19 protein-coding genes are annotated in these 22,292 nt (G+C 50.0%); 5 read left to right on the forward strand and 14 right to left on the reverse strand.

The window, feature by feature from the left end; genetic code table 11:
* Nucleotides 1-3 precede the first annotated feature (3 nt).
* The 5 genes from rfbA to galU all read right to left on the reverse strand — a co-directional run bounded on the left by rfbA (nucleotide 4) and on the right by galU (nucleotide 5,789).
* The gene (rfbA, locus tag ABSH60_RS01580; RefSeq protein WP_122094931.1) at nucleotides 4-882 is read right to left on the reverse strand and encodes a glucose-1-phosphate thymidylyltransferase RfbA; all 879 of its coding nucleotides are present in this window, start codon (nucleotides 880-882) and stop codon (nucleotides 4-6) included.
* A gap of 48 nt (nucleotides 883-930) precedes the next feature.
* Nucleotides 931-1,830, reverse strand: a complete 900-nt coding sequence (gene rfbD / locus ABSH60_RS01585; RefSeq protein WP_390972410.1) for a dTDP-4-dehydrorhamnose reductase — start codon at nucleotides 1,828-1,830, stop codon at nucleotides 931-933.
* Nucleotides 1,830-2,915 (reverse strand): dTDP-glucose 4,6-dehydratase, encoded by a 1,086-nt coding sequence (gene rfbB / locus ABSH60_RS01590; RefSeq protein WP_390972412.1) that lies wholly within the window; start codon nucleotides 2,913-2,915, stop codon nucleotides 1,830-1,832. Before rfbB ends, rfbD begins: the two co-directional genes overlap by 1 nt.
* Before the next feature lie 54 nt (nucleotides 2,916-2,969).
* Entirely contained in the window at nucleotides 2,970-4,010 is a 1,041-nt protein-coding gene (gene wecA, locus ABSH60_RS01595; protein WP_217203931.1) for a UDP-N-acetylglucosamine--undecaprenyl-phosphate N-acetylglucosaminephosphotransferase, read from the reverse strand.
* A gap of 891 nt (nucleotides 4,011-4,901) precedes the next feature.
* The gene (gene galU, locus ABSH60_RS01600) at nucleotides 4,902-5,789 is read right to left on the reverse strand and encodes a UTP--glucose-1-phosphate uridylyltransferase GalU (RefSeq protein WP_056769545.1); all 888 of its coding nucleotides are present in this window, start codon (nucleotides 5,787-5,789) and stop codon (nucleotides 4,902-4,904) included.
* Nucleotides 5,790-6,251: 462 nt separating this feature from the next.
* On the opposite strand from galU, the gene ABSH60_RS01605 reads away from it, so the two are divergent.
* Nucleotides 6,252-7,841 (forward strand): TerC family protein, encoded by a 1,590-nt coding sequence (locus ABSH60_RS01605; RefSeq protein ID WP_217203962.1) that lies wholly within the window; start codon nucleotides 6,252-6,254, stop codon nucleotides 7,839-7,841.
* Nucleotides 7,842-7,901: 60 nt separating this feature from the next.
* On the opposite strand, the gene asmA is transcribed toward ABSH60_RS01605, so the two are convergent.
* The 4 genes from asmA to apbC all read right to left on the reverse strand — a co-directional run bounded on the left by asmA (nucleotide 7,902) and on the right by apbC (nucleotide 12,316).
* Nucleotides 7,902-9,752 (reverse strand): outer membrane assembly protein AsmA, encoded by a 1,851-nt coding sequence (gene asmA / locus ABSH60_RS01610; protein WP_390972415.1) that lies wholly within the window; start codon nucleotides 9,750-9,752, stop codon nucleotides 7,902-7,904.
* A gap of 43 nt (nucleotides 9,753-9,795) precedes the next feature.
* Nucleotides 9,796-10,377 carry a dCTP deaminase gene (gene dcd, locus ABSH60_RS01615; protein WP_056769537.1) on the reverse strand — a complete coding sequence of 194 codons (582 nt, stop codon included), beginning with the start codon at nucleotides 10,375-10,377 and terminating at the stop codon, nucleotides 9,796-9,798.
* 38 nt (nucleotides 10,378-10,415) lie between these two features.
* Nucleotides 10,416-11,057, reverse strand: coding sequence for a uridine kinase (udk, locus tag ABSH60_RS01620; RefSeq protein ID WP_056769536.1), 642 nt, complete (start codon nucleotides 11,055-11,057; stop codon nucleotides 10,416-10,418).
* Nucleotides 11,058-11,203: 146 nt separating this feature from the next.
* Complete coding sequence (gene apbC / locus ABSH60_RS01625; RefSeq protein ID WP_056769534.1) at nucleotides 11,204-12,316, reverse strand: iron-sulfur cluster carrier protein ApbC; 1,113 nt, start codon at nucleotides 12,314-12,316, stop codon at nucleotides 11,204-11,206.
* Between the two features lie 161 nt (nucleotides 12,317-12,477).
* Between apbC and metG the strand changes: the two genes are divergently transcribed.
* Nucleotides 12,478-14,508 carry a methionine--tRNA ligase gene (gene metG, locus ABSH60_RS01630; RefSeq protein WP_136375907.1) on the forward strand — a complete coding sequence of 677 codons (2,031 nt, stop codon included), beginning with the start codon at nucleotides 12,478-12,480 and terminating at the stop codon, nucleotides 14,506-14,508.
* Nucleotides 14,509-14,551: 43 nt separating this feature from the next.
* Here metG and ABSH60_RS01635 read toward each other — a convergent pair whose 3' ends face one another.
* A complete protein-coding gene (locus ABSH60_RS01635) occupies nucleotides 14,552-14,824 on the reverse strand; it encodes a DUF1127 domain-containing protein (RefSeq protein WP_217203934.1) in 273 nt (90 codons plus the stop codon).
* Between the two features lie 168 nt (nucleotides 14,825-14,992).
* Here ABSH60_RS01635 and ABSH60_RS01640 point away from each other — a divergent pair, with 168 nt between their 5' ends.
* The 3 genes from ABSH60_RS01640 to ABSH60_RS01650 all read left to right on the forward strand — a co-directional run bounded on the left by ABSH60_RS01640 (nucleotide 14,993) and on the right by ABSH60_RS01650 (nucleotide 18,491).
* Nucleotides 14,993-16,411 (forward strand): PLP-dependent aminotransferase family protein, encoded by a 1,419-nt coding sequence (locus ABSH60_RS01640; protein WP_056769528.1) that lies wholly within the window; start codon nucleotides 14,993-14,995, stop codon nucleotides 16,409-16,411.
* A 245-nt stretch (nucleotides 16,412-16,656) separates the two neighbouring features.
* Nucleotides 16,657-17,601: a hypothetical protein gene (locus tag ABSH60_RS01645; protein ID WP_390972419.1), complete on the forward strand. Its 945-nt coding sequence runs from the start codon at nucleotides 16,657-16,659 to the stop codon at nucleotides 17,599-17,601.
* A 200-nt stretch (nucleotides 17,602-17,801) separates the two neighbouring features.
* Complete coding sequence (locus tag ABSH60_RS01650) at nucleotides 17,802-18,491, forward strand: fumarylacetoacetate hydrolase family protein (protein ID WP_390972421.1); 690 nt, start codon at nucleotides 17,802-17,804, stop codon at nucleotides 18,489-18,491.
* Nucleotides 18,492-18,511: 20 nt separating this feature from the next.
* Here ABSH60_RS01650 and ABSH60_RS01655 read toward each other — a convergent pair whose 3' ends face one another.
* The 4 genes from ABSH60_RS01655 to licT all read right to left on the reverse strand — a co-directional run bounded on the left by ABSH60_RS01655 (nucleotide 18,512) and on the right by licT (nucleotide 22,251).
* Nucleotides 18,512-19,318, reverse strand: coding sequence for a hypothetical protein (locus tag ABSH60_RS01655; RefSeq protein WP_122094910.1), 807 nt, complete (start codon nucleotides 19,316-19,318; stop codon nucleotides 18,512-18,514).
* The gene (locus tag ABSH60_RS01660) at nucleotides 19,318-19,515 is read right to left on the reverse strand and encodes a hypothetical protein (protein ID WP_056769520.1); all 198 of its coding nucleotides are present in this window, start codon (nucleotides 19,513-19,515) and stop codon (nucleotides 19,318-19,320) included. Before ABSH60_RS01660 ends, ABSH60_RS01655 begins: the two co-directional genes overlap by 1 nt.
* Nucleotides 19,516-19,689: 174 nt before the next feature.
* On the reverse strand, nucleotides 19,690-21,171 hold the full coding sequence (ansP, locus tag ABSH60_RS01665) for an L-asparagine permease (protein WP_056769517.1): 1,482 nt from the start codon (nucleotides 21,169-21,171) through the stop codon (nucleotides 19,690-19,692).
* Nucleotides 21,172-21,402: 231 nt separating this feature from the next.
* On the reverse strand, nucleotides 21,403-22,251 hold the full coding sequence (gene licT / locus ABSH60_RS01670; protein ID WP_122094908.1) for a BglG family transcription antiterminator LicT: 849 nt from the start codon (nucleotides 22,249-22,251) through the stop codon (nucleotides 21,403-21,405).
* Nucleotides 22,252-22,292: the final 41 nt, after the last annotated feature.

Below are 22,292 nucleotides of genomic sequence, written 5' to 3' on the forward strand. Positions count from 1 at the left end.
AAATCAATGACCTTTGACCATTTTCAGCAAATATTGACCATAGTTATTTTTTGATAGTGGTTCGGCTAATACCCTAACCTGTTCAGCTGTTATGAAACCTTTGCGGAAAGCGATTTCTTCGGGGCAAGCAACTTTCAGTCCTTGGCGCATTTCAATTGTTTGAATAAAGTTACTTGCCTCAATGAGGCTCTGATGTGTACCTGTATCCAACCATGCATAGCCCCTGCCCATCATTGCAACCTGAAGTCGGCCTTCTTCCATATAGATACGATTGATATCGGTAATTTCATACTCACCACGCTTAGACGGTTTTAATCCTTTTGCCATTTTAACAACGCTATTGTCATAAAAATATAAACCCGTAACTGCATAATTACTTTTAGGCTCTACAGGTTTCTCTTCTAAAGAGATGGCTACTCCTGCTTTATCAAACTCAACAACACCGTAGCGCTCAGGATCATGAACATGGTATGCAAATACCGTGGCACCAGACTTTTTAGCCACCGCTGTTTCTAGTTGTTTTTGAAGATCATTTCCGTAGAAAATATTGTCACCAAGTACCAGGGCACAATCATCGTCACCAATAAACTCTTCACCAATTACAAAAGCCTGAGCCAGACCATCCGGGGTTTCTTGAACTTTATATTGCAGGTTCAACCCCCACTGGCTACCGTCTCCCAGCAATTGTTCAAAACGCGGTGTATCTTGCGGGGTACTAATAATCAATATATCCCGAATGCCCGCCAGCATGAGTGTGCTGATCGGGTAATAAATCATAGGCTTGTCATAAATAGGTAAGAGTTGTTTACTCACTGCCATTGTTACAGGATATAAACGTGTACCAGATCCGCCTGCGAGAATAATTCCTTTACGAGTGGTCATATTAAGCTCTCAATTTTTTAATCTGCCCCTTGAGGCAGTACAATCATTTTATAGGCCTGAAGGTGTGAATAACTCTGCAAGCATGCGTTTAACGCCGATATCCCAGGATGGCAAGGTTAAATTAAAGGTGTCCTGGAATTTACGGTTATCGAGCCTGGAGTTATTTGGGCGACGTGCGGGTGTTGGATACGCGCTTGTCGCAACAGGTAGCGTTTGCTTTAAGGCCAGTTTAAAGTCGTTATTCTGAGCTTCAGCAAAAACCAAATTTGCGTAGTCAAACCAGGTTGTTGAACCCGAAGCTACAAGATGGTAAAGACCCGCGACTTCAGGCTTACTAAGCGCTGCTCTGATTGCATGAGCAGTACAATCGGCAAGCAGTTCTGCACCTGTAGGCGCGCCAAACTGATCATTGATGATTGACAGTTCTTCTCTGTCTTTAGCAAGTCGAAGCATAGTCTTAGCAAAGTTGTTGCCTTTACCGGCATACACCCAACTTGTACGAAAAATCAGATGTTTCGGGCAATACTTCTGAACGGCCACTTCTCCGGCAAGTTTCGTCTCACCGTAAGTATTTAACGGCCCGGTTGCATCATCCTCAGTCCATGGGGTTACGCCATCACCAGGGAAAACGTAATCTGTGGAATAATGGACTAACCAAGCACCGATGGCAGCAGCCTCTTTTGCAATAGCTTCAACACTTGTTGCATTTAATAGCTGTGCGAAATCCCGTTCTGATTCCGCTTTATCAACAGCTGTATGGGCAGCTGCGTTGACTATCACATCAGGTTTAATTCGGCGAACTGTTTCTGCAACGCCTTCAGGATTACTGAAATCTCCGCAATATTCTTGCGTATGTACGTCAAGCGCAATAACCTTTCCCAACGGTGCGAGTGCTCGCTGTAATTCCCAACCTACCTGACCCGTTTTACCGAACAGAAGAATATTCATTATTTGCGCTCTCCATAATTCTGCTCAACCCAGGTCTTGTAGGCTCCGCTTTTTACGTTGTTCACCCACAACTTATTATCTAAGTACCACTGAACAGTTTTGCGGATACCGCTTTCAAAGGTTTCGACCGGTTTCCAGCCAAGTGCATGATTAATTTTCTCTGCATCAATCGCATAACGACGGTCATGACCCGGGCGGTCAGTCACATACGTGATCTGTTCGCGATAGGATTTTTCTTTAGGAACCAGTTCATCCAGCAGATCACAAATAGTCAGAACCACATCGAAGTTTTTCTTCTCATTATGTCCTCCGATATTGTATGTCTCGCCAACTTCGCCGTTAGTGACCACGGTATAAAGCGCGCGAGCATGATCCTCTACATATAACCAGTCGCGAATCTGATCGCCCTTACCGTAAATCGGCAAACTCTTTCCTTCTAATGCATTTAAAATCACTAAAGGAATGAGTTTCTCCGGGAAATGATACGGCCCGTAGTTGTTAGAACAGTTGGTGACAATACAAGGGAGGCCATACGTGCGCTGCCAGGAGCGAACCAGATGATCGCTTGATGCCTTCGATGCTGAATAAGGGCTGCTTGGTGCGTAAGGCGTTTTTTCAGTAAACAGAGGAAGTTTTTCCTCAGCATTCCACTCATCCGGATGAGGCAAGTCTCCATAAACTTCATCGGTAGAGATATGATGAAAACGGAATGCCTCTTTTTTATTGCCCGTCAGCTGTGACCAATAAGCACGCGTCGCTTCAAGTAAGGTATAAGTCCCTACAATATTGGTTTCAATAAATTCAGCCGGCCCCGTAATTGAACGGTCAACATGACTTTCGGCAGCCAGATGCATGACGGCATCAGGTTGGTGCACCGCAAAAATCTGATCAATTGCCTCTTTATTGCAGATATCAGCCTGGACGAAAGCATAATGGTCATTCTGAGCGATCATGGAAACAGACTCAAGATTACCTGCGTAGGTCAGCTTATCGACATTAATCACGCTATCTTGAGTATTATTTATAATATGGCGAACTACCGCAGATCCTATGAACCCAGCACCACCTGTCACTAATATCTTCATTTAACTTTCTCTTTTTATCCATCTTAAATCTGAATTTTAAGTTTTAAAATATCGCTATGATCTATTATTTTCTTTAAGAGACCCTATCTTAGCCAGCTTATTTATAAACAACACAAAAGCGCCAAAACAAGCAATAAACAAAATGAGAACACCAAGCTGGTTATAATTCATCATATCAGCGTAGATGCCTACTGCAGAGAATGATATTGCTATGGCCAATACAACACCTAACGCAGTTGAATGCGTAAAACCATATTTCAATAATATGTGGTGTAAATGCTCACGATCGGGCTTGAAGGGACTGTCACCTCGTCTGACCCTTGAAATCATAACGCGAATCATGTCCATCAAAGGAACAGCGATAATCCATAATGCTGTAACCGGATGCAATATGGCAGTTGTACCCTGCGTCGCAAGAATAATTAACCAGATTACGGTAAATCCAATTAATGTACTCCCGGCGTCTCCCATGAACACTTTAAATTTACGTCCCCACGGGATGCCAAGATTGAGAAGAATATAGGGTAAACAGGCGATGGTTAAACAAATACACCACTGTGCAAGTTCATATTTTCCATGTAAAGTGAAGGCGATACCTAAAGAGGCAAAGCTTACGCATGATAATGCCCCCAAAAGTCCATCAATACCGTCCACCATATTGAATGCATTAATTGCACACATAACAGCAAAAATAGTAATCAGATATCCTAGTACGCCCAATCCAACAGCATATCCCAGGAATATATCGCCTAAAGAAGAAAGATGTAACCCACTGAACATCATAACAATAGCGACAAAAGCCTGGAGCAAAATTCGCGGCGTAACTGGCAAATCAAACCTGTCGTCCAATACACCAACAAATAACAGAAGACTCACACAGATAATGTAGTATTCAAAATTTGGAAACCAATTTGGTTGTAAAAAAAACAACACCCAAATAGATATATATATTGAAACTCCGCCCACAAGAGGAATATGCCCGTTATGATGTTTCCTTGCATTAGGTTTATCTACTAATCCTACGCGCCGGGCAACCCTACGGGCAACAAATAATGAAGCTAACGCACTAAAAAATATTATAATATATTCTTGCATGACCGCACCATGTTCAATAGATTAATGTTTTATACACCCTAAATATTATTAATATATGATAAATACTTATGAAACTTCATGAACGTAGTTTTTTAGCCATTTAATAAATTTTGCTTCCGGTAAACTTACGACCTGAACAACCCTGTCGGTCTTGGTAATGGAGACAAAAACGAAGTAAATTTGTACTGCGGGCAAACAGTGTACAGTAAAAATCCACGCTACCGCCCCTGGCTCTGAAGCTACCAATGTGCTTATTTTGATAACAAACTAAATATCAAACACTTATAAGAGTACCATCTTCCACTCTTACTAACCAGGGAACCTCCCCTGACTGACTTAATCGGTAATTTTTATCCTAAACGTATGCGATAGCAAGACCTAATCATCTTAAAAGACATCGCGATAATCTTCAGAACACATTGATTTTGTTTAAAAACGTAACCGGTTAGCGCTGTACACAAATCGGTTAATAACAGTCACTCTACTTTTCCATCGCTAATTCAGTAATATATAAACTTCAGAGTTGCCATAATATGATTTTCAGCCACGGTTTAATGTTGATTTATGTTTGTGCACATAGCCTAGCTCAATACTCTGATTAACGCAGCCTAAACACACCTATTTTGTGAATAAATGCCTGTTTAAACAACAACATTGTACAGATAACGTACTGTAGGTAATCGATGCATAAATGCTTCGGTCATGATTACTTTATAATAGGATTTCGATTAATAAATAAGTGACTGCTTGCCTATTTTTCAGGCATAAAGAAGTAAATCACTCTTTCATAGAAGTCTTTTTAGCTGTGCGGTCATGTTCACAAGCAGGATCTCTTCGCTCATAAAAAAGCACCATAAAAATGGTGCTTTCAGAACCACAAAAGTCAGTAGATTACTCGCCAGCAAACTCTTTAAGCCAGGCTTTGAAAGCGTCACCTTGTGAGTTATGGCGCACGCCGTACTCCACAAAGGCTTTCATGTAACCCAGCTTATCGCCACAGTCATGTGAACGACCGGTCATAGTGAAAGCTTCAACGGTCTTTTTTTTCATCAACAGTGCAATAGCATCTGTCAGCTGAATTTCGTTACCTGCGCCGTAAGGTGTGATCGCCAGCAGCGGCCAGATATCTTCGGAGAAAACATAACGTCCTACTACTGCCAGGTTGGATGGCGCATCTTTACGCTCTGGCTTTTCAACGATTGCCGTCATTGGTGTGCTTTTACCTGGCTCACCCTCAACGCCGTTACAATCGACAACGCCATATTTAGAAACGTCTTCTTCCGGCACTTCTTCAACCATAACCTGACTGTTACCGGTTTCTTTAAAACGGGTCAGCATGGCGGCAAGGTTATCTTTGCGCAGATCGCTGGTGGAATCGTCCATCAGAACGTCTGGCAGGATAACTGCGAAAGGTGAATTACCAATCAATGGCTTGGCGCACAGAACAGCATGACCAAGACCTTTGGATTGCCCCTGACGCACGTTCATGATGGTCACACCTTTAGGACAGATGGACTGCACCTCTTCCAACAACTGACGCTTGACGCGTGTTTCCAGCATGCTTTCCAATTCGAATGAGGTATCGAAGTGGTTTTCGATCGCATTTTTTGAGGAATGCGTAACCAAAATAATTTCTTTGATGCCCGCTGCAGCACATTCATTAACGATGTACTGGATTAAAGGCTTATCGACGATAGGCAGCATTTCTTTTGGAATGGCTTTCGTCGCTGGCAACATGCGTGTGCCCAGACCGGCAACAGGGATAACAGCTTTTAACATTGTAAAGGATACTCCTTGAAACCTATTGTGTGTAAATTCAGTCAGTTAGCACCAAAGTACGTCAGGTAGTTCACCAGGCTGAAAATGTAAATGCAAACTTATTACCCAGCACGATATTTTCTTCCGTGAGTATAGACCCTGTGATGTCATTTAGGGGACCATACTGCTCACCCGGAACATCAAATACATATTCTGTATATGTGATTACGATACCAGTAAGCAGCACCAAACGGTAAGCCTAAGACGCAAAATTAGGAATGTTGAACCTGTTCGGCGGTTTTATCATCACAATTTGCTGCATTCCAAATCATTTGGTTTAGCCACTCTAACTTAGCGGTCCCTGATGTGCTAATCCTCCCATCAGGCAGGGTACCCCACTGTTTTAGATTTGAATTTTCCTCCTCTGGCGCCCATTATTCAACGTGCGGCAACCGCCGTGTGACTAAAGGTGAAAAAAGTAATATGGAATGGATCGCCGATCCGTCGATTTGGGCCGGGCTGGCTACCCTGGTAGTACTCGAAATTGTTCTGGGCATAGATAATCTCATTTTTATCGCCATTCTTGCGGAAAAACTTCCTCGTCAGCAACGCGACAAGGCGCGTGTCACCGGGCTTTTACTGGCATTAGTGATGCGGTTACTGTTGCTGGCCTCGATCTCCTGGCTGTCTACACTCACCCGCCCTCTTCTGACTGTGCTGGGCCATGCATTCAGTGCCAGAGACATGATCATGCTGACCGGCGGTGTGTTCCTGCTGTTCAAAGCCACGATGGAGTTAAATGAGCGGCTTGAAGGGAAAGACGAAGAGCAAACTCAGCAACATAGTGGGGCAAAATTCTGGCCCGTTGTCGCGCAAATTGTTGTGCTCGATGCCGTCTTCTCGCTGGACTCGGTCATCACGGCCGTCGGGATGGTCGATCACCTCGCCGTAATGATGGTTGCGGTATGTATCGCCATGGGTCTGATGTTGCTGGCAAGCCGTCCGCTGACGCGCTTTGTTAATGCGCATCCGACTATTGTGATTTTATGCCTTAGCTTCCTGCTGATGATCGGGTTCAGTCTGGTTGCGGAAGGCTTCGGCTATGCGATCCCTAAGGGCTATCTTTACGCTGCAATTGGTTTTTCGGTGATCATTGAAGGCCTGAACCAGCTGGCACAGTTTAACCGTCGACGTTTTTTGTCCTCCCGCCGTTCATTGCGTGAACGCACTGCCGAGACGGTTCTGCGTGTTCTGCGCGGTAAGCATGAAGAAGCGGAACTGGATGCACATTCCTCGGGCATGATTGCCGACAGCGCAAATGAAGAGGATGCGATTTTCAATCAGCAGGAACGTCACATGATTGAACGCGTTCTGGGGCTCGGACAGCGCACCGTCAGCAGCGTGATGACCTCACGCCATGATGTTGATAACCTGGAGCTTAACGACCCGGTTGACGTGTTAACGCAGCAAATTGCCAATAATCAGCACACGCGTATTCTGGTGACAGAAGACAGCTCAACAGATGAACCGCTGGGCGTGGTTCACGTGGTTGATCTGCTGAAACAGCAATTGTTACAAAATGAACTCGATCTTAAGGCGCTGATCCGTCAACCGCTGATCTTCCCCGAACAACTTTCTTTGCTGATGGCCCTCGAACAGTTCCGTCAGGCCAAAACGCACTTTGCTTTCGTGGTCGATGAATTCGGTTCCGTTGAAGGCATTGTGACGCTGACGGATGTGATGGAAACCATCGCCGGGAACCTGCCGGAGTCGGATGAAACCCCTGACGCACGTCATGACATTCAGCAACTGGAAGACGGCACCTGGATCGCCAATGGCTATATGCCGCTTGAAGATTTGGTGATGTATATCGCCCTGCCGGTTGACGAGAAACGTGAATACCATACGCTGGCGGGGCTGCTGATGGAGCATACGCAAAGCATCCCGCAGGTGGGGGCGCAAATCACCATTTATGATTATTTGTTCGAGCCACTGGAAGTCAGCAGTCACCGGATCCTGAAAGTGAAAATCACATCACTGAAGCCGCAAAACGACAACGACTACGAAGTTTAATCATTGTTGTAAAAAAAAACGGGTGCCCTGTTAAGGCACCCGTTTTTTATTCGTAAGACATTACTTATTCAGAAGCTTTTCTACTTCGTCATTTCCTTTGCTGTCTTTACGTTTATCTATCCAGTTCTGAATCGCGCTGCGCGCGCTCTGTTCCAGCGTCTGTCTCAGCACCTGATCAACCTGCAACTGATAACCCATCTGAGCCCACGGCCCGTAAACCCGCAGGGGGATATCGGTGGTTTTCAGTGTATTAATCAGATTGCTGTCACCCTTCCAGCCACCGGTCACACGGATGAGCAAGTTCATGTCAACCTGCTGATCTGCCATGTTAATGGTGCCGTTACCTTTCGCTGTCACCATCGGCGACTGACCTTCAAGATTTTTCAGCGTTAAGGTACCCGCGGCAAGTTGTCCCTGAGCTCTCAGCGTATCGATCTGACTGTAATGATCATAACGCTCAAGCCCCTGAACTTTGTCGCTGCTGCGGGCAACGGCCTGCTGGATAAGCTGCTGAATATTAATGCCATTCAGATGCGCATTATCCATTGAGAGTTGTCCTTCACCCTGCCAGCGTCGCGCGAAATCTGCGGCGGAAAGCCCTTTGCCATTTACGTCACCTTTGAGTGTGAAGCTCCCGGTCAGCGCTTTTGGCAGGCCATAGGCGGCCAGTACATCCCCCAACTCAATCTTGTTCACGTCCGGCACCAGATGAACCTGAATCTGTTTACCGGTGACATCCATATCGCCAGGCAATGAGAAGGTACCTGTGCCCATGTTGCCGCTAAAGGTGGATAAACCGACCTGCCCCTGCTGATTAACCGCGTTCAGTACCAGATTTTGAATTTTCAAACCACGATAGGTCAACTCTGCCACCTTCAGCGCCAGACTGGCATCGAAGTTTTGCAGATTACTTAAACCATTGGGTTGATTGTCCACATCACGGGCAATGACCGGTGCTGAGGTAACAGCAGGCGTACTTTCACCGGATGTCTCATCCGTTTTAGGCTGCCAGCCGCTAAGGGCATCGAGATCGAGCTTATTGGCGGTTAAATTCAGCTGATAATCAGGACTATCGCCCAGCGTGGCAGATGCGGTTCCGGCGATCTGATTTTCGTTCGCCGTTAAGTTCAGCTGGTTAAGTTTGACGGTATCCGTATCGCGCTGATAACTGGCCTGCATAGCACCGCTACCCTGAACGCCCTTAACCGGAATATCGGCACCGCTGAGCTGATAGGTAAATTTGCTGATATTCGCCGCGAAGGCCTGAGGATAATGCTGCATATCCAGTTCGGCAGTCATGGTGAATGCCAGATCGCGCTGATTGCGGCTGATGCGGCTGGAAACCTGAAGAGTGGCCTGACGGTTATCGTTCTTGTCCATTTCCATGTTGATATCACGAACATTAATTTGATCATCGTTGCCACGCTGCCAGATAAGCAAACTGTCGACGATGCTCAATTTATCGATATCAAATTTCCAGCCAGCCTCAAGATCGGGTGCTGCCGGCGCCACTGGCGTCGGGGTGGAAGGAGCCACCGGCGCGCCGGGCTGGTTTTCTTCACTGTCAGGCGTTAACCGGACAACCGCATTTTTCAACAGCACTTGTTTTACCGCAAGCTGATGAGAAAGCAGCGGCCAAAGTTTGACGTCCAGCCGCATGTTTTCCGCGCTGACCACCGGCGCTTTCGCACCCGGCGCAGTCAGGGAGGTTTGCCCTGCGATAATGCTCATCTGAGGCCAGACATGCCAGCGCAACGGACCGTTAATCGCGAGCTGATAACCGCTTTTCATCTCAACCCGCTCCACCATGTACTGGCGGAAGTCGTTTGGATTGATCAGAAATACCAGCGAAGTCATGCCGGCAATGATAACCACCAGTAAAATAACCAGTGTCGTCAGTAGTCTTCTCATGCCTTCCTCACGTTTTTATCCGACCTGCGGATAAAAAGCTGAATCAGTCTTCATCAATACGGCTGGCAACCGCGCTTTGCTGGTCGCGATATTTCGCATCCTGACGGCTGTTATAAGGGCGTGCCGCCGGGCCGGAAAGTGGCTCGAAGCTCAATGCACCAATCAACATGCCCGGGCGAAGCGCCAGTGGCAATTTACCTGAATTATAGAACTCCAGCACGATGCGTCCCTGCCAGCCCGGATCGATACGGTGTGCCGTCACGTGAACCATTAACCCCAGACGTGCGAGGGAGGAACGCCCGTCCAGCCAGCCGACCAGATCGTCGGGAATAGAAACGGTTTCAAACGTCACGGCCAGCGCAAGTTCGCCCGGATGAAGGAAGAACGCCTCGCCTTCAGGCAGGACGATCTCATCACTCATCACTTTATCGAGAGAGGCACTGACTTCGTCCTTCGGGCCACTCAGATCGATAAAACCTGCGTTGTGCCCGAGGAAAACGCGAAATCCATTACCCAGACGTACATCTACTGTAGCACCGTTAATACGTTCGACAGGCGGACGCGGGGAAATGCCTAATTTGCCACTGTCCAGCCAGGCTTCTATATCTCGATCGCAAAGTCTCATCGTTTCTCCGGTATGGTTTTCTACGGCTGCATCCGCGATTAGTTAAAGAATTGGCTGATTTTCGCCTTGAGGATATCAATCGCAATCCGGTTCTTGCCGCCGCGCGGCACAATGATGTCTGCGTATTGTTTGGAGGGTTCGATAAATTGCAGGAACATTGGGCGGACGGTTTTCTGATACTGCGCCATCACGGAATCCATTGAACGGCCACGTTCGTTGACGTCACGCTTCATGCGGCGCATGAGGCAGATATCCAGCGGCGTATCCACGAAGATGGAGAAGTTCATTTCCTGGCGCAGACGCACATCAGTCAGCAGCAGGATCCCTTCCAGAATGATGACTTTCTTAGGTTTCAGCGTCACCGTTTCGGCAAGCCGTGTGTGCTCAATAAAGCTGTAGCTCGGCAATTCGATTGCCTGGCCTGATTTCAGCGCCTGTAAGTGCTGAAACAGCAAATTGTGGTCCATCGCACTTGGATGGTCGTAGTTGGTTTTGACCCGCTCTTCCATGGTCATGTGGCTTTGGTCTTTATAGTAGCAATCTTCAGGGATCACCCCGATGTGCTCATCGCCTACCTGATCACGAAGTTCACGGTATAACGTACTGGCGATAAGGCTTTTTCCCGAAGCAGATGCGCCAGCGATACCTACGATGACACACTGATGGAATTTGTCAGACATAAAATTAAAGACCTGATTTGGAAGTTGGAAGGCAAGCACAGACGTGTGCTTTGAACGCGCCAATTATAAGTTCAAGACAGCGCCTGATGCCAGCGTTAAGGCTGTGTAATCGCTGACATCAGGCAATAAATCGCAGAGTTGAGAGATTAAACTGCGCGGAAAGCGATTTCTGTAGGAATTGCATCGCCTTTCCAGAACAGCTGTGATGCGACTTTTGACGCCAGTTCACGGTAAATCGTTGTAAATTCACTCTCCGGGTTAGACACCACCGTCGGTTCACCGCGATCTAAATCCTCACGAAGCGAGATGTGTAACGGCAATTGTGCCAGCAATTCACAACGGTATTTTTCTGCCAGCCGTTGCGCCCCGCCGGTGCCAAAAATCGGTTCGTGGTGACCGCAATTGCTGCAAACGTGCATGCTCATATTTTCGATAATGCCTAACACCGGCACATGCACTTTCTCGAACATCACGATGCCTTTCATCGCGTCGAGCAGCGCGATGTCCTGGGGTGTGGTGACAACCAACGCGCCGGTAACAGGAATATTTTGTGACAGCGTCAGCTGTATATCACCGGTACCCGGTGGCAGGTCGATGACCAGATAATCCAGATCCGGCCACAGCGTATCCTGCAACATCTGCATCAACGCTTTGCTGGCCATCGGGCCACGCCAGACCATGGCGTTCTCATCGGTAACCAGATAACCAATTGAATTCGTTGCCAGCCCATGCGCCATAATGGGCGACATATGCACACCATCCGGCGATGTCGGGCGCTCATCTTCAGTGCCCAGCATGTTTGGTACTGAGGGGCCATAGATATCGGCATCCAGAATCCCGACCTTTCCACCCTCGGCCGCCAGCGCCAGCGCCAGATTGACAGCGGTGGTGGACTTCCCTACGCCGCCTTTCCCCGAACTGACCGCCAGAATATTACGCACACCTTTAATGCCCGGCTGCTCGTTGGCCCGTTTCATGGTGGCGATGTCGTGACGCAGGTTCCACTGAATGGCGGAGGCACCCGTCACGCGCAGCAGTTCGCCGCTGGTTTCATCTTTCAATACTTCGAAACCGCTTTTCCAGGCGAAGGGAAGTGTCAGATCGATATGCAAAACCTCATCCATTAACACGCAGTGATGCAGTGCTTTAATGGCGTTGAGATCTTTTTGCAGAGTGGAATGGCGGAAGGTGGCCAGTACGCCGGTCACTAGTGCGCGCAGCCCCGCGGGGGTGGTCTGCTGTGGGGATTGAGATGTCATCCCGGCTCCTTGAAAGGGGTTGTCAGACTATTTATTAAACGACTTATTCTCTAAATAGCATAACAGAAGAGATGTAGAGATCCCCCGTTTGTTTACGCGGGGCGGCGCTTTCGGTTAACATCAATACCCCTGATTTCAACAACAGAAAGCAAGCTCTTACTATGGCTCAAGTCGCGAAAAAAATTTTGGTAACCTGTGCACTTCCGTACGCCAACGGATCCATCCATCTTGGTCACATGCTCGAACACATCCAGGCTGACGTCTGGGTTCGTTTCCAGCGAATGCGCGGCCATGAGGTGCACTTCATCTGTGCGGACGATGCGCACGGCACGCCGATCATGCTGAAAGCACAGCAACTCGGTATCAAGCCGGAAGAGATGATTGCCGAAATGAGCCAGGAGCATCAGAAAGATTTCGCCGGCTTTGGCATCAGCTACGACAACTATCACTCCACGCACAGCGATGAAAACCGTGAGCTGTCCGAGCTGATTTATGGTCGTCTGAAAGAAAACGGCTTCATCAAGAATCGCACCATTTCTCAATTGTACGATCCGGAGAAAGGCATGTTCCTGCCTGACCGTTTCGTCAAAGGCACCTGCCCGAAATGTAAATCGCCCGACCAGTACGGCGATAACTGTGAAGTTTGCGGTGCGACCTACAGCCCGACCGAACTGATCGAGCCGAAGTCCGTGGTGTCTGGCGCTACGCCGGTCATGCGTGATTCCGAGCACTACTTCTTCGATCTGCCAGAATTCAGCGCGATGTTACAGGCGTGGACACGTTCAGGTGCATTGCAGGAGCAGGTCGCGAACAAAATGCAGGAATGGTTTGAGTCCGGTCTGCAACAATGGGATATCTCCCGTGATGCGCCATATTTCGGTTTCGAAATTCCGGATGCGCCGGGCAAATTCTTCTACGTCTGGCTGGATGCGCCTATCGGTTACATGGGTTCCTTTAAGAATCTTTGCGACCGTCGCGGCGATCTGAACTTCGACGAATTCTGGAAGAAAGATTCAACGACCGAGCTGTATCACTTCATCGGTAAAGATATCGTTTATTTCCACAGCCTGTTCTGGCCAGCCATGCTGGAAGGCAGCAACTTCCGCAAGCCGACCAATCTGTTTGTTCACGGTTACGTGACGGTCAACGGCGCGAAGATGTCCAAATCCCGCGGTACGTTCATCAAGGCCAGCACCTATCTGAACCATCTGGATGCCGATTGCCTGCGTTATTACTACACCGCCAAACTGTCTTCCCGTATTGATGATATCGATCTGAATCTGGAAGATTTCGTGCAGCGCGTGAACGCCGACATCGTCAATAAAGTGGTTAATCTGGCTTCCCGTAACGCTGGCTTCATCGCCAAACGTTTCGACGGAAAACTGGCGGATACACTGGCTGACGAAGCCCTGTTTAAAACCTTCACCGATGCCGCTGAGAGTATTGCGCAGGCGTATGACAGCCGCGAATCTGGCCGTGCTATCCGTGAAATCATGGCGCTGGCCGATCTGGCAAACCGTTACGTGGATGAGCAGGCACCGTGGGTTGTGGCGAAACAGGAAGGCCGCGACGCCGACCTGCAGGCTATCTGCTCAATGGGTATCAACCTGTTCCGTGTGCTGATGACGTATCTGAAACCTGTTCTGCCATCGCTGGCCGAGCGCAGTGAAGCCTTCCTTAACACCACGCTGAGCTGGGATTCCATTGCGCAGCCTTTACTGTCGCATCAGGTCAATCCGTTCAAAGCGCTGTTTAACCGTATCGAGCTGGATAAAGTGGCCGCGATGGTTGATGCATCAAAAGAAGACATTGCGGCAGCGAAAGCGCCGGCAACAGGTCCGCTGGCGGATGACCCGATTCAGGACACCATCACATTTGATGATTTCGCTAAAGTGGACATGCGGATTGCGCTGATCAAAACCGCAGATTTCGTGGAAGGTTCGGACAAACTGCTGCGCCTGCAACTGGATCTGGGTGGCGAGACGCGTCAGATTTTCTCCGGCATTCGCTCTGCGTATCCTGATCCAAAAGCGCTGGAAGGCCGTCTGACCATCATGGTCGCTAACCTCGCACCGCGTAAAATGCGCTTCGGTATTTCTGAAGGAATGGTGATGGCGGCTGGCCCTGGCGGGAAAGAGATCTTCCTGCTCAGCCCGGATTCCGGTGCACAGCCTGGTATGCAGGTGAAATAAGAACGTATGACGACTCCTCCCCCGTCAGGGGGAGGACCTTAAATCACTTCGGCCAGTTAGGCCAAACACTGCGTGGATATTCTCTGTCGATATCCGATTTCGCCAGCCCGATATCTTTCAGCTGATCCGCACTCAGTCCGTGTAAAATTTTGCGGCTGACCCGGCGCTCATTCCAGCCATATACCACGGCAAACAACTGTTTTAACCATCCGCCTTTTTTAACCGGCATCTGTACTGCACGCTCAGCCACCCCGACATCCGCACAAACCCTTGCCTCACACCCTGCAAACTGACGTTCTTCAATGATATTTTTCATATTCTTCTCCCGTTAACGACCTGACAACAGGATCGGATAAACGGCAAAAACATTACAGATTCAGTTTTTTAGTATTTCAACCATACAGATCTGGATCCAATCACAGATACGGGGTTAGATTGTATGCATCTGTACTGTTTTGTTTGCGCCGAGGTTGAGGAAAAGATAATGAACCGTTATGAAAATCTGGCGAACGTATTAAGTGACCGCATCGAACAGGGGTTGTATCCCGCCGGGATCCGTCTGCCCTCCGTGCGTGTATTGAGCAGTGAGCATGGCGTCAGCGTGAGTACGGTTCAGCAGGCTTACCGCGTGCTGGAAGAGAAACAGCTGGTGGAAGCGCGTCCTAAATCTGGCTACTTCGTGAAAGGCGCGAGGATACAGGCCGCCCTGCCCTCTGGATGCCGCCCGGCGCAACGACCCGTTGAGATCTCACAGTGGGATCAGGTGCTGGATCTCATCACTTCCCCGCATCGTCCCGGCGTGGTGCAACTCGGGCGCGGCTCTCCGGATGTTACAGCGCCGACGCTCAAACCGCTCAGTCGCCTGATGGGGCGCGCCGGTCAGCATCAGAATCTCAACGCGTTTCATTACGACAGCATCTACGGCTCGGAAGATTTGCGCGAGCAGATCGCCCGGCTGATGATCGACAGCGGCAGTCATATGGATGCCAGCAATATCCTGATCACCACCGGCTGTCATGAGGCGCTGTCGATCGCCATCCGCTCCGTGTGCGAACATGGCGATATCGTCGCGGTCGATTCCCCGAGTTTTCACGGTGCAATGCAAACCCTGAAAGGCTTCGGCATGAAAGCACTGGAAATTCCTACCGACCCGGTCACCGGAATCAGCCTGGAAGCGCTGGAAATGGCGCTTGAACAGTGGCCCATCAAAGCGATACAGCTGACGCCTAACTGCAATAACCCGCTCGGCTACAACATGCCGGATGAGCGCAAAAAAGGCTTACTGCGTCTGGCGCAGCGTTACGATCTCGCGATTATCGAGGACGACGTCTATGGCGAACTGGCGTATCAGTATCCCCGCCCCGCCACCATCACCTCTTTCGATGAAGATGGCCGTGTTCTGCTGTGCAGTTCGTTTTCGAAAACGCTGGCGCCCGGTTTGCGTGTCGGCTGGATTGCACCGGGCCGCTATCATGACCGCGCCATCCACATGAAATACATCACCACCGGTGCCTCCGCGACGCTGCCACAAATTGCCATCGCCGACTTCATCAAACAGGGACACTATCTGCAACATATGCGCCGTATGCGCAATCAGTACCAGCGAAACCTGTGCGTAATGACCGACTGGGTCATGAAATATTTTCCCTGCGGAACGCGGGTCAGCCGTCCTCAGGGGGGATTTTTGCTGTGGATAGAACTGGATGAGCGTATTGATACGCTGCGGCTAAACCGAATGCTGGAAGAATATAACGTGCAGATCGCCATCGGTTCGATATTCTCCGCATCGGGAAAATACCGCAATTGCCTGCGGATGAATTACGCCCAGCCCCTGACGGCAAAAACCGAGCGCGCGGTACAGCGGGTAGGGATGTTAGTTTCGCAGATGCTCGAAGAAAGCTGAACATCATGGCTCGCCAAGGCTGATCATCTGAGACTGTCAGCCCTGAAACCCTGCGCACCCCAATAAAAAGACGTTGGTGATTTTCTCACCCCCCGAAATCCGTGGCTTGTTTCTCGGGCTCGGATTTTTCTCACCTCAGGTTGATATAGCGCATAAAGCGTTTCCTCCGAAGCTTATATCTTGCCCAACGCCCGGCACGGGTTGCACAGCGAATAAAACAATAAAAACTTCCAAAGGAATTGGATATGAAACACCTCATGACTGCGCTGATTCTGTGCGCACCTCTCGCCACCACGGCATATGCTTCATCAGTAACACCACAAACACTTCATGATTCCGTCAAGAAAATCGGCGCTGCACAGGCCATCAGCCATCTGAATGAACAAGAATTTCAAACACTGACGTCCGGTATTACAAAGGCCGATCCTGAATGGCTAAAATTGGTACCGGAAATCGCACCGGGGATTGAGGGAGGCAACGCCAGTACCCTCGTCGAAGCGCTGGCAAGGGCCTTATCAAAGGATCCCAAAAACGTCATCAGCGCCCTGTCCGATCCCGCATCCGCCAGTTTGCCGGGTAAAGAAAAGGTCTGTACGCTGCCTTTCCCCGGTGAAGCTGATGCTTCTCTCGCGCGCTATTATCGTCTGACTGAACCGGCACTGAAAAAAATGGGTGAAAAGGGAAAATCTTGCCTCAATGAGTTGCATGAAGCCTTTGGGAAAATAAGAACCAGCGCCCAGGATCAGCAGAATTTTTCACTGAACCGGCGGAAAATTACCCCCGCCCTGCTGTGGTCTGCGATGGAGAAAGACGGTGCTGAAAAAGTCGCCAGTTCACTCTCCGTTGCCAGCCGAAAGACCCTGCAAGACGGGATTTCTCAAGGGGATCGCGAATGGCTGATGATTGCCGATGCCCTGGTCAATGTGACGGATCCGCAAACCCACGCGATGCTGATGCCCGCACTGGCGACAGCGCTCAGCCAGAATCCGGGCGATGTCCTCAAAGTGGCCGAAGGAAATATTGAAACCGATATCCTCTGCGCCATGCCCTTCCCCGATGCCAGCACAAGTGCGCTCTCCGCGTACTATCAAAAAACGCAAACTGCACTGCTCAGGCTGCATCGCCGGGGGGAAAACTGCCTGAAGGTACTTCAGAGAGAAAATGAATTGATGGTGAATAAATCCCGTTAAACCGCAAATCACGCGCCAGGGACCTTCCCCGTCCTGTCCCGGCTTTCAGAAATACACAGCAGCTGATTGTTTTTATGACGATGAGCCGGGGCGCGTTACACATCGTGACCGTCAGACATTGACCAGTAACAACAATTTGCTGGTCAACCGGGGTGTGCTTTGCAAATATAACAATACGTTAACTTTGTGAAGTGAATACGATGACCGAATTTGTAATTGCCGTACCTCAAACGCCTTCTCTGGCCGTTGAAGGCCAGAGTGCACGTTTCCCGCTACGCCGCGTCTACTGCGTTGGACGTAACTATTCTGAGCACGCCCGCGAAATGGGTCATGATCCCGATCGCGAGCCGCCTTTCTTCTTCTCCAAACCTGCCGATGCGGTTGTGCCTGCCAGCGGCAGCGTTCCCTATCCAGGCCTGACGGAGGATTTGCATTACGAAGTCGAGCTGGTGGTCGCCATCGCCAAAGGCGGTAAAGATATCGCCGCCGCCGATGCTCTTTCGCACGTCTGGGGTTATACCGTGGGCGTCGATCTGACCCGCCGTGATCTTCAGGCACAGGCGAAGAAAATGGGCAGGCCGTGGGATTTCGCAAAAGGATTTGATGCCTCAGCACCCGCCAGCCCGCTGCTGCCGGTCAGCCAGACCGGTCATCCGGCGTCGGGTAAAATCTGGCTGGACGTCAACGGAGAGAAGCGCCAGCGCGGTGACCTGAGCGATCAGATCTGGCAAGTGGCAGATGTCATAAGTTATTTGTCGCAGGCCGTTGAATTGCAGCCGGGCGATCTGATTTACACCGGAACGCCAGCAGGCGTCGGTGCCGTGCAGCGCGGTGATGTGATCACCGGCGGCATTGAAGGCCTGAGCGATTTCACCTTCACGATGGCCTGAAGATAACCGGACGCCTGATCTCAGGCGTCCTTTTCCCCGATTTTCTTCTGCATATCTTCTTCGATCAGCGGGATCAGCTTCTCAAACGCACAGGCACTGGCCGGGTCAAACAGCGACAACGTCTCAATCTGGCTGAGCAGGATCACTTTGCGAAAATTCAGGGCATCCACCGGCTTCGATACCGGCGTGATGCCATGTTCGCTGTAATAGCGGGCGTAATTGTGTTCCACACGGAGTTCGAGCGTGTCCTTGTCGCAATAGCCACTGACCATCGGGATCACCACGACATTATCGGAGGAGGACGTTTCGCATCGTGCAGTATGCACCATGCCGATATAAACCCGGCGCGATTGCAAAGTGATGAACACCATGTCGCCCTGCTCCATGCACTGGTACAAAATACCTTCCACACCGTTGGCGCGCGTCAGTTGCTTGTAGAGCTCCTTGCGTCCGGCGGTGTTGAGCCGTAACCCCTGCGACCAGGTCGTGCGCATTAAACACAGCATCACCGATACCGCAAGCATAATGACCACCGGCGCCTGGATCCCGAGGAAACTCCAGTTGATAAAATCACGGTGGTAGTGCACATCCTGATGTAAATGCGACAGCTCAGGCAGCCAGTTCACCACCGTGGAAATGCCCCACAGCGCCAGATACACCAGTGCAATCACCAGTACGCCCTGTAAGACAAAAATGCAGCCGTACAGCGCCACCAGGAAATAGACATCCCAGCCGAACGTGCGTTTGAGTTTGAAACGAGATGAGATGTCGCGGGTGGTGTACCAGTACCCGCAGACCATTAACACCATAAATACCGCCGTTGCCATTACAACACGCTCATGCGTTTGACGTGACGGGCGAAATCTTCCTGCATCTCCTGATTGGCAGGATTAACCGAAGCGGTGCCATTTTCGTCGATCAAAATGCGCTCCCCTTCTTCAAGCGTATTTTCAATATCGGCAGCACTGAACAACCCTAAAAACTTTTCAGGGCTGGAAAAAATTTGTAGCAGGATCTTAAACATGCGTCTCTCTTGTCTTTGCAAAGACCTAAGACTAGTCAACTGATGGGGAAAAAGGGACAAAGGCCGGGCAGTTTAGGAATAATTACTTGTGCTGGCTTAAAAAGCCGCAATGATAAAAAGGGCCGCCTTTGCGAGCAGCCCTTGGTCGTTTTTCACAGCAGTACGTGGAAGGAATTACTTCACTTCTGCGCCGTCATGATGCGCTTCTTCGTGCGCGTCCTGCGCTTGTTTGACTTCTGCAGCGCGTTTGCGCAGACCTATCCAGCCCAGCACCAGCAGAATGATCAGCACCGGAATGGTTGCAATGGTGTACGTGCCGTTCGGGTAGTCAAACGCCATCAGCACCAGCACGCTCGCCAGGAAGGCCAGCGTCAGCCAGGAAGTCACCGGCGCCCACGGCATTTTAAAGGACACGTCTTTCGCACGGCCTTCTTTAATCGCGGTACGCAGCTTCATCTGGCAGACGATGATAAATGCCCATGAACTGAGGATGCCCAGAGAGGCGACGTTCAGGACAATCTCAAACACCTGCGAAGGCACGTAGTAGTTCAGCACGACGCCGATAATATAAATCCCAACGGTGACCAGAATGCCCGCATAAGGCACCTGCTGCGCACTCATTTTTGACATGAATTTCGGCGCAGAACCGCCCATCGACAGAGAACGCAGGATACGGCCAGTGGAATACAGCCCGGAGTTCAGGCTCGACAGCGCCGCCGTCAGCACCACGATGTTCATGATGGTACCGATGTAAGGCACACCCAGTTTGCTGAAGAAAGTCACGAACGGACTTTGCCCCGCCTGATAGGCATTCCACGGCAGCAGCAGCACAAGCAGCACCACCGAACCCACGTAGAATAAGGCGATACGCCAGATCACGCTGTTGATGGCTTTTGGCAGCACTTTCTCAGGATCTTTGGTTTCGCCCGCCGCCGTCCCGACCAGTTCGATCGCGGCGAAGGCGAAGACCACGCCCTGCACAAGCACCAGCGCCGGCAAGAGGCCGTGCGGGAATATACCGCCGTTATCTGTGATCAGATGCAGGCCGGTCGAATTGCCATCAAGTTCCTTACCGGTGCCGAGGAATACCACGCCGACCACCAGGAAGATGGCGATGGCCGCGACTTTGATCAGCGCGAACCAGAATTCCATTTCGGCGAACCACTTCACACCAATCATGTTCATGGTGGCGACAATCGCCAGTGCGCCCAGCGCGAACATCCATTGCGGAACATCACCGAAGGTTCCCCAATAGTGCATATACAGAGCCACTGCGGTGATATCGACAATCCCGGTCATCGCCCAGTTAAGGAAATACATCCAGCCAGCAACGTAAGACGCTTTTTCGCCAAGAAACTCACGTGCATAAGAAACGAAACTGCCGCTGGTCGGACGGTGTAACACCAGTTCGCCAAGCGCACGCAGGATAAAGAAAGAGAAAATACCGCACACGGCGTAAACAATCGCCAATGCCGGACCGGCCATCTGCAAACGTGCGCCTGCACCGAGGAACAAACCGGTACCGATAGAGCCGCCAATAGCAATCATCTGAACCTGACGATTGCCCATGCTTTTGTGATACCCGTCGTCGTGCGAATCCAACCAGCGTCTTTTAGCAGCGCGTTTGGCCTCTGCCGACTTTTTATGAGACTTCATTCGATCTTGTTCTCCAAAAATGACCTTCGCCTGGACGTCTTATAGGGCAAGCAACCGATTGCAAGCCTGGACGTTTACGTGGTTTATCCACTGTATTTTTTTAGCCGGAACTGTTTTCAAGCAATAACGGCGAAGGATGCTACCTGTTCTCACTTACCGAGGCAAAAAAAAACGTCACTAAAAATTGTTATCACTCATATTTCGCAGGACGAATTTTGTGGATACGTGCGGTCAGGATGTCTCTTTTGGCAGGCTCTCTTTTCTGACCCGCTCAATGTTAATTGACAGGTACATGACCTCTTCAGTGGTCAGCTCACGCTGATATTGCGCGCTCAGGTAATCACCAATCTTTTCGGCACAGGTCCAGGCCTGTGGGTAATTTTCTTTCACCGCCACGTGCAGCGTCATGTCGTCGTCAGCCACTACCGTACGGCTCAGCATACGCTGTGCGAAAAATTTGAGATGGGTGACAAACCGCTGATAACTGAGAGATTCTTCGTCATACTCGAGCCGCAACTGGTATTTCACCAGGTTAAGAATTTCCTGCATGACGCGGGTGATCTGCGCCACTTCAGGCATTTCGCCGTTAAGCTGAGCATTCACCAAATGGAGGGCAATAAATCCCGCCTCGTCGGGCGGCAGGCGAACGCCAAGGCGGCGGTCAATGATCTCCAGCGCGTCGAGCCCCAGCGCATATTCTTTCGGGTACAGACGGCGGGTTTCCCACAGCAGCGCATTACTGATCGGCACACCCTTTTTCTGCCGTTCGATGGCAAAATTGCAGTGATCGGTCAGCGCGATGTACAGATTTTCCTGTAATTTGCCCAGACGGGTGCGCGCCAGCGTGATGATGTGATCACAGGTGGTCATCACTTCCATCGGAATATGGGATAAAAGCTCGGTCAGGCGGGCAACCAGTTCATCATTTTGCAGCGCAAAGATTTTCTCGATTTTACTGTCGTCGAGTTCATCTCCCGTTTTTTTCATAAACGCCAGCCCGCAGCCCATGACCACCTGTTCGCGTTGCTGTTCGTTAACGACAACCACCACATTATTATTGAGTATTTTGGCGATTTTCATTCTAACTCCCTGAAAAGAAAAACCTGACCATCCGTACGGAT

The sequence above is a fragment of the Rahnella sp. R3(2024) genome, from assembly GCF_042920125.1.
In the GTDB taxonomy this organism is placed as follows: domain Bacteria; phylum Pseudomonadota; class Gammaproteobacteria; order Enterobacterales; family Enterobacteriaceae; genus Rahnella; species Rahnella rivi.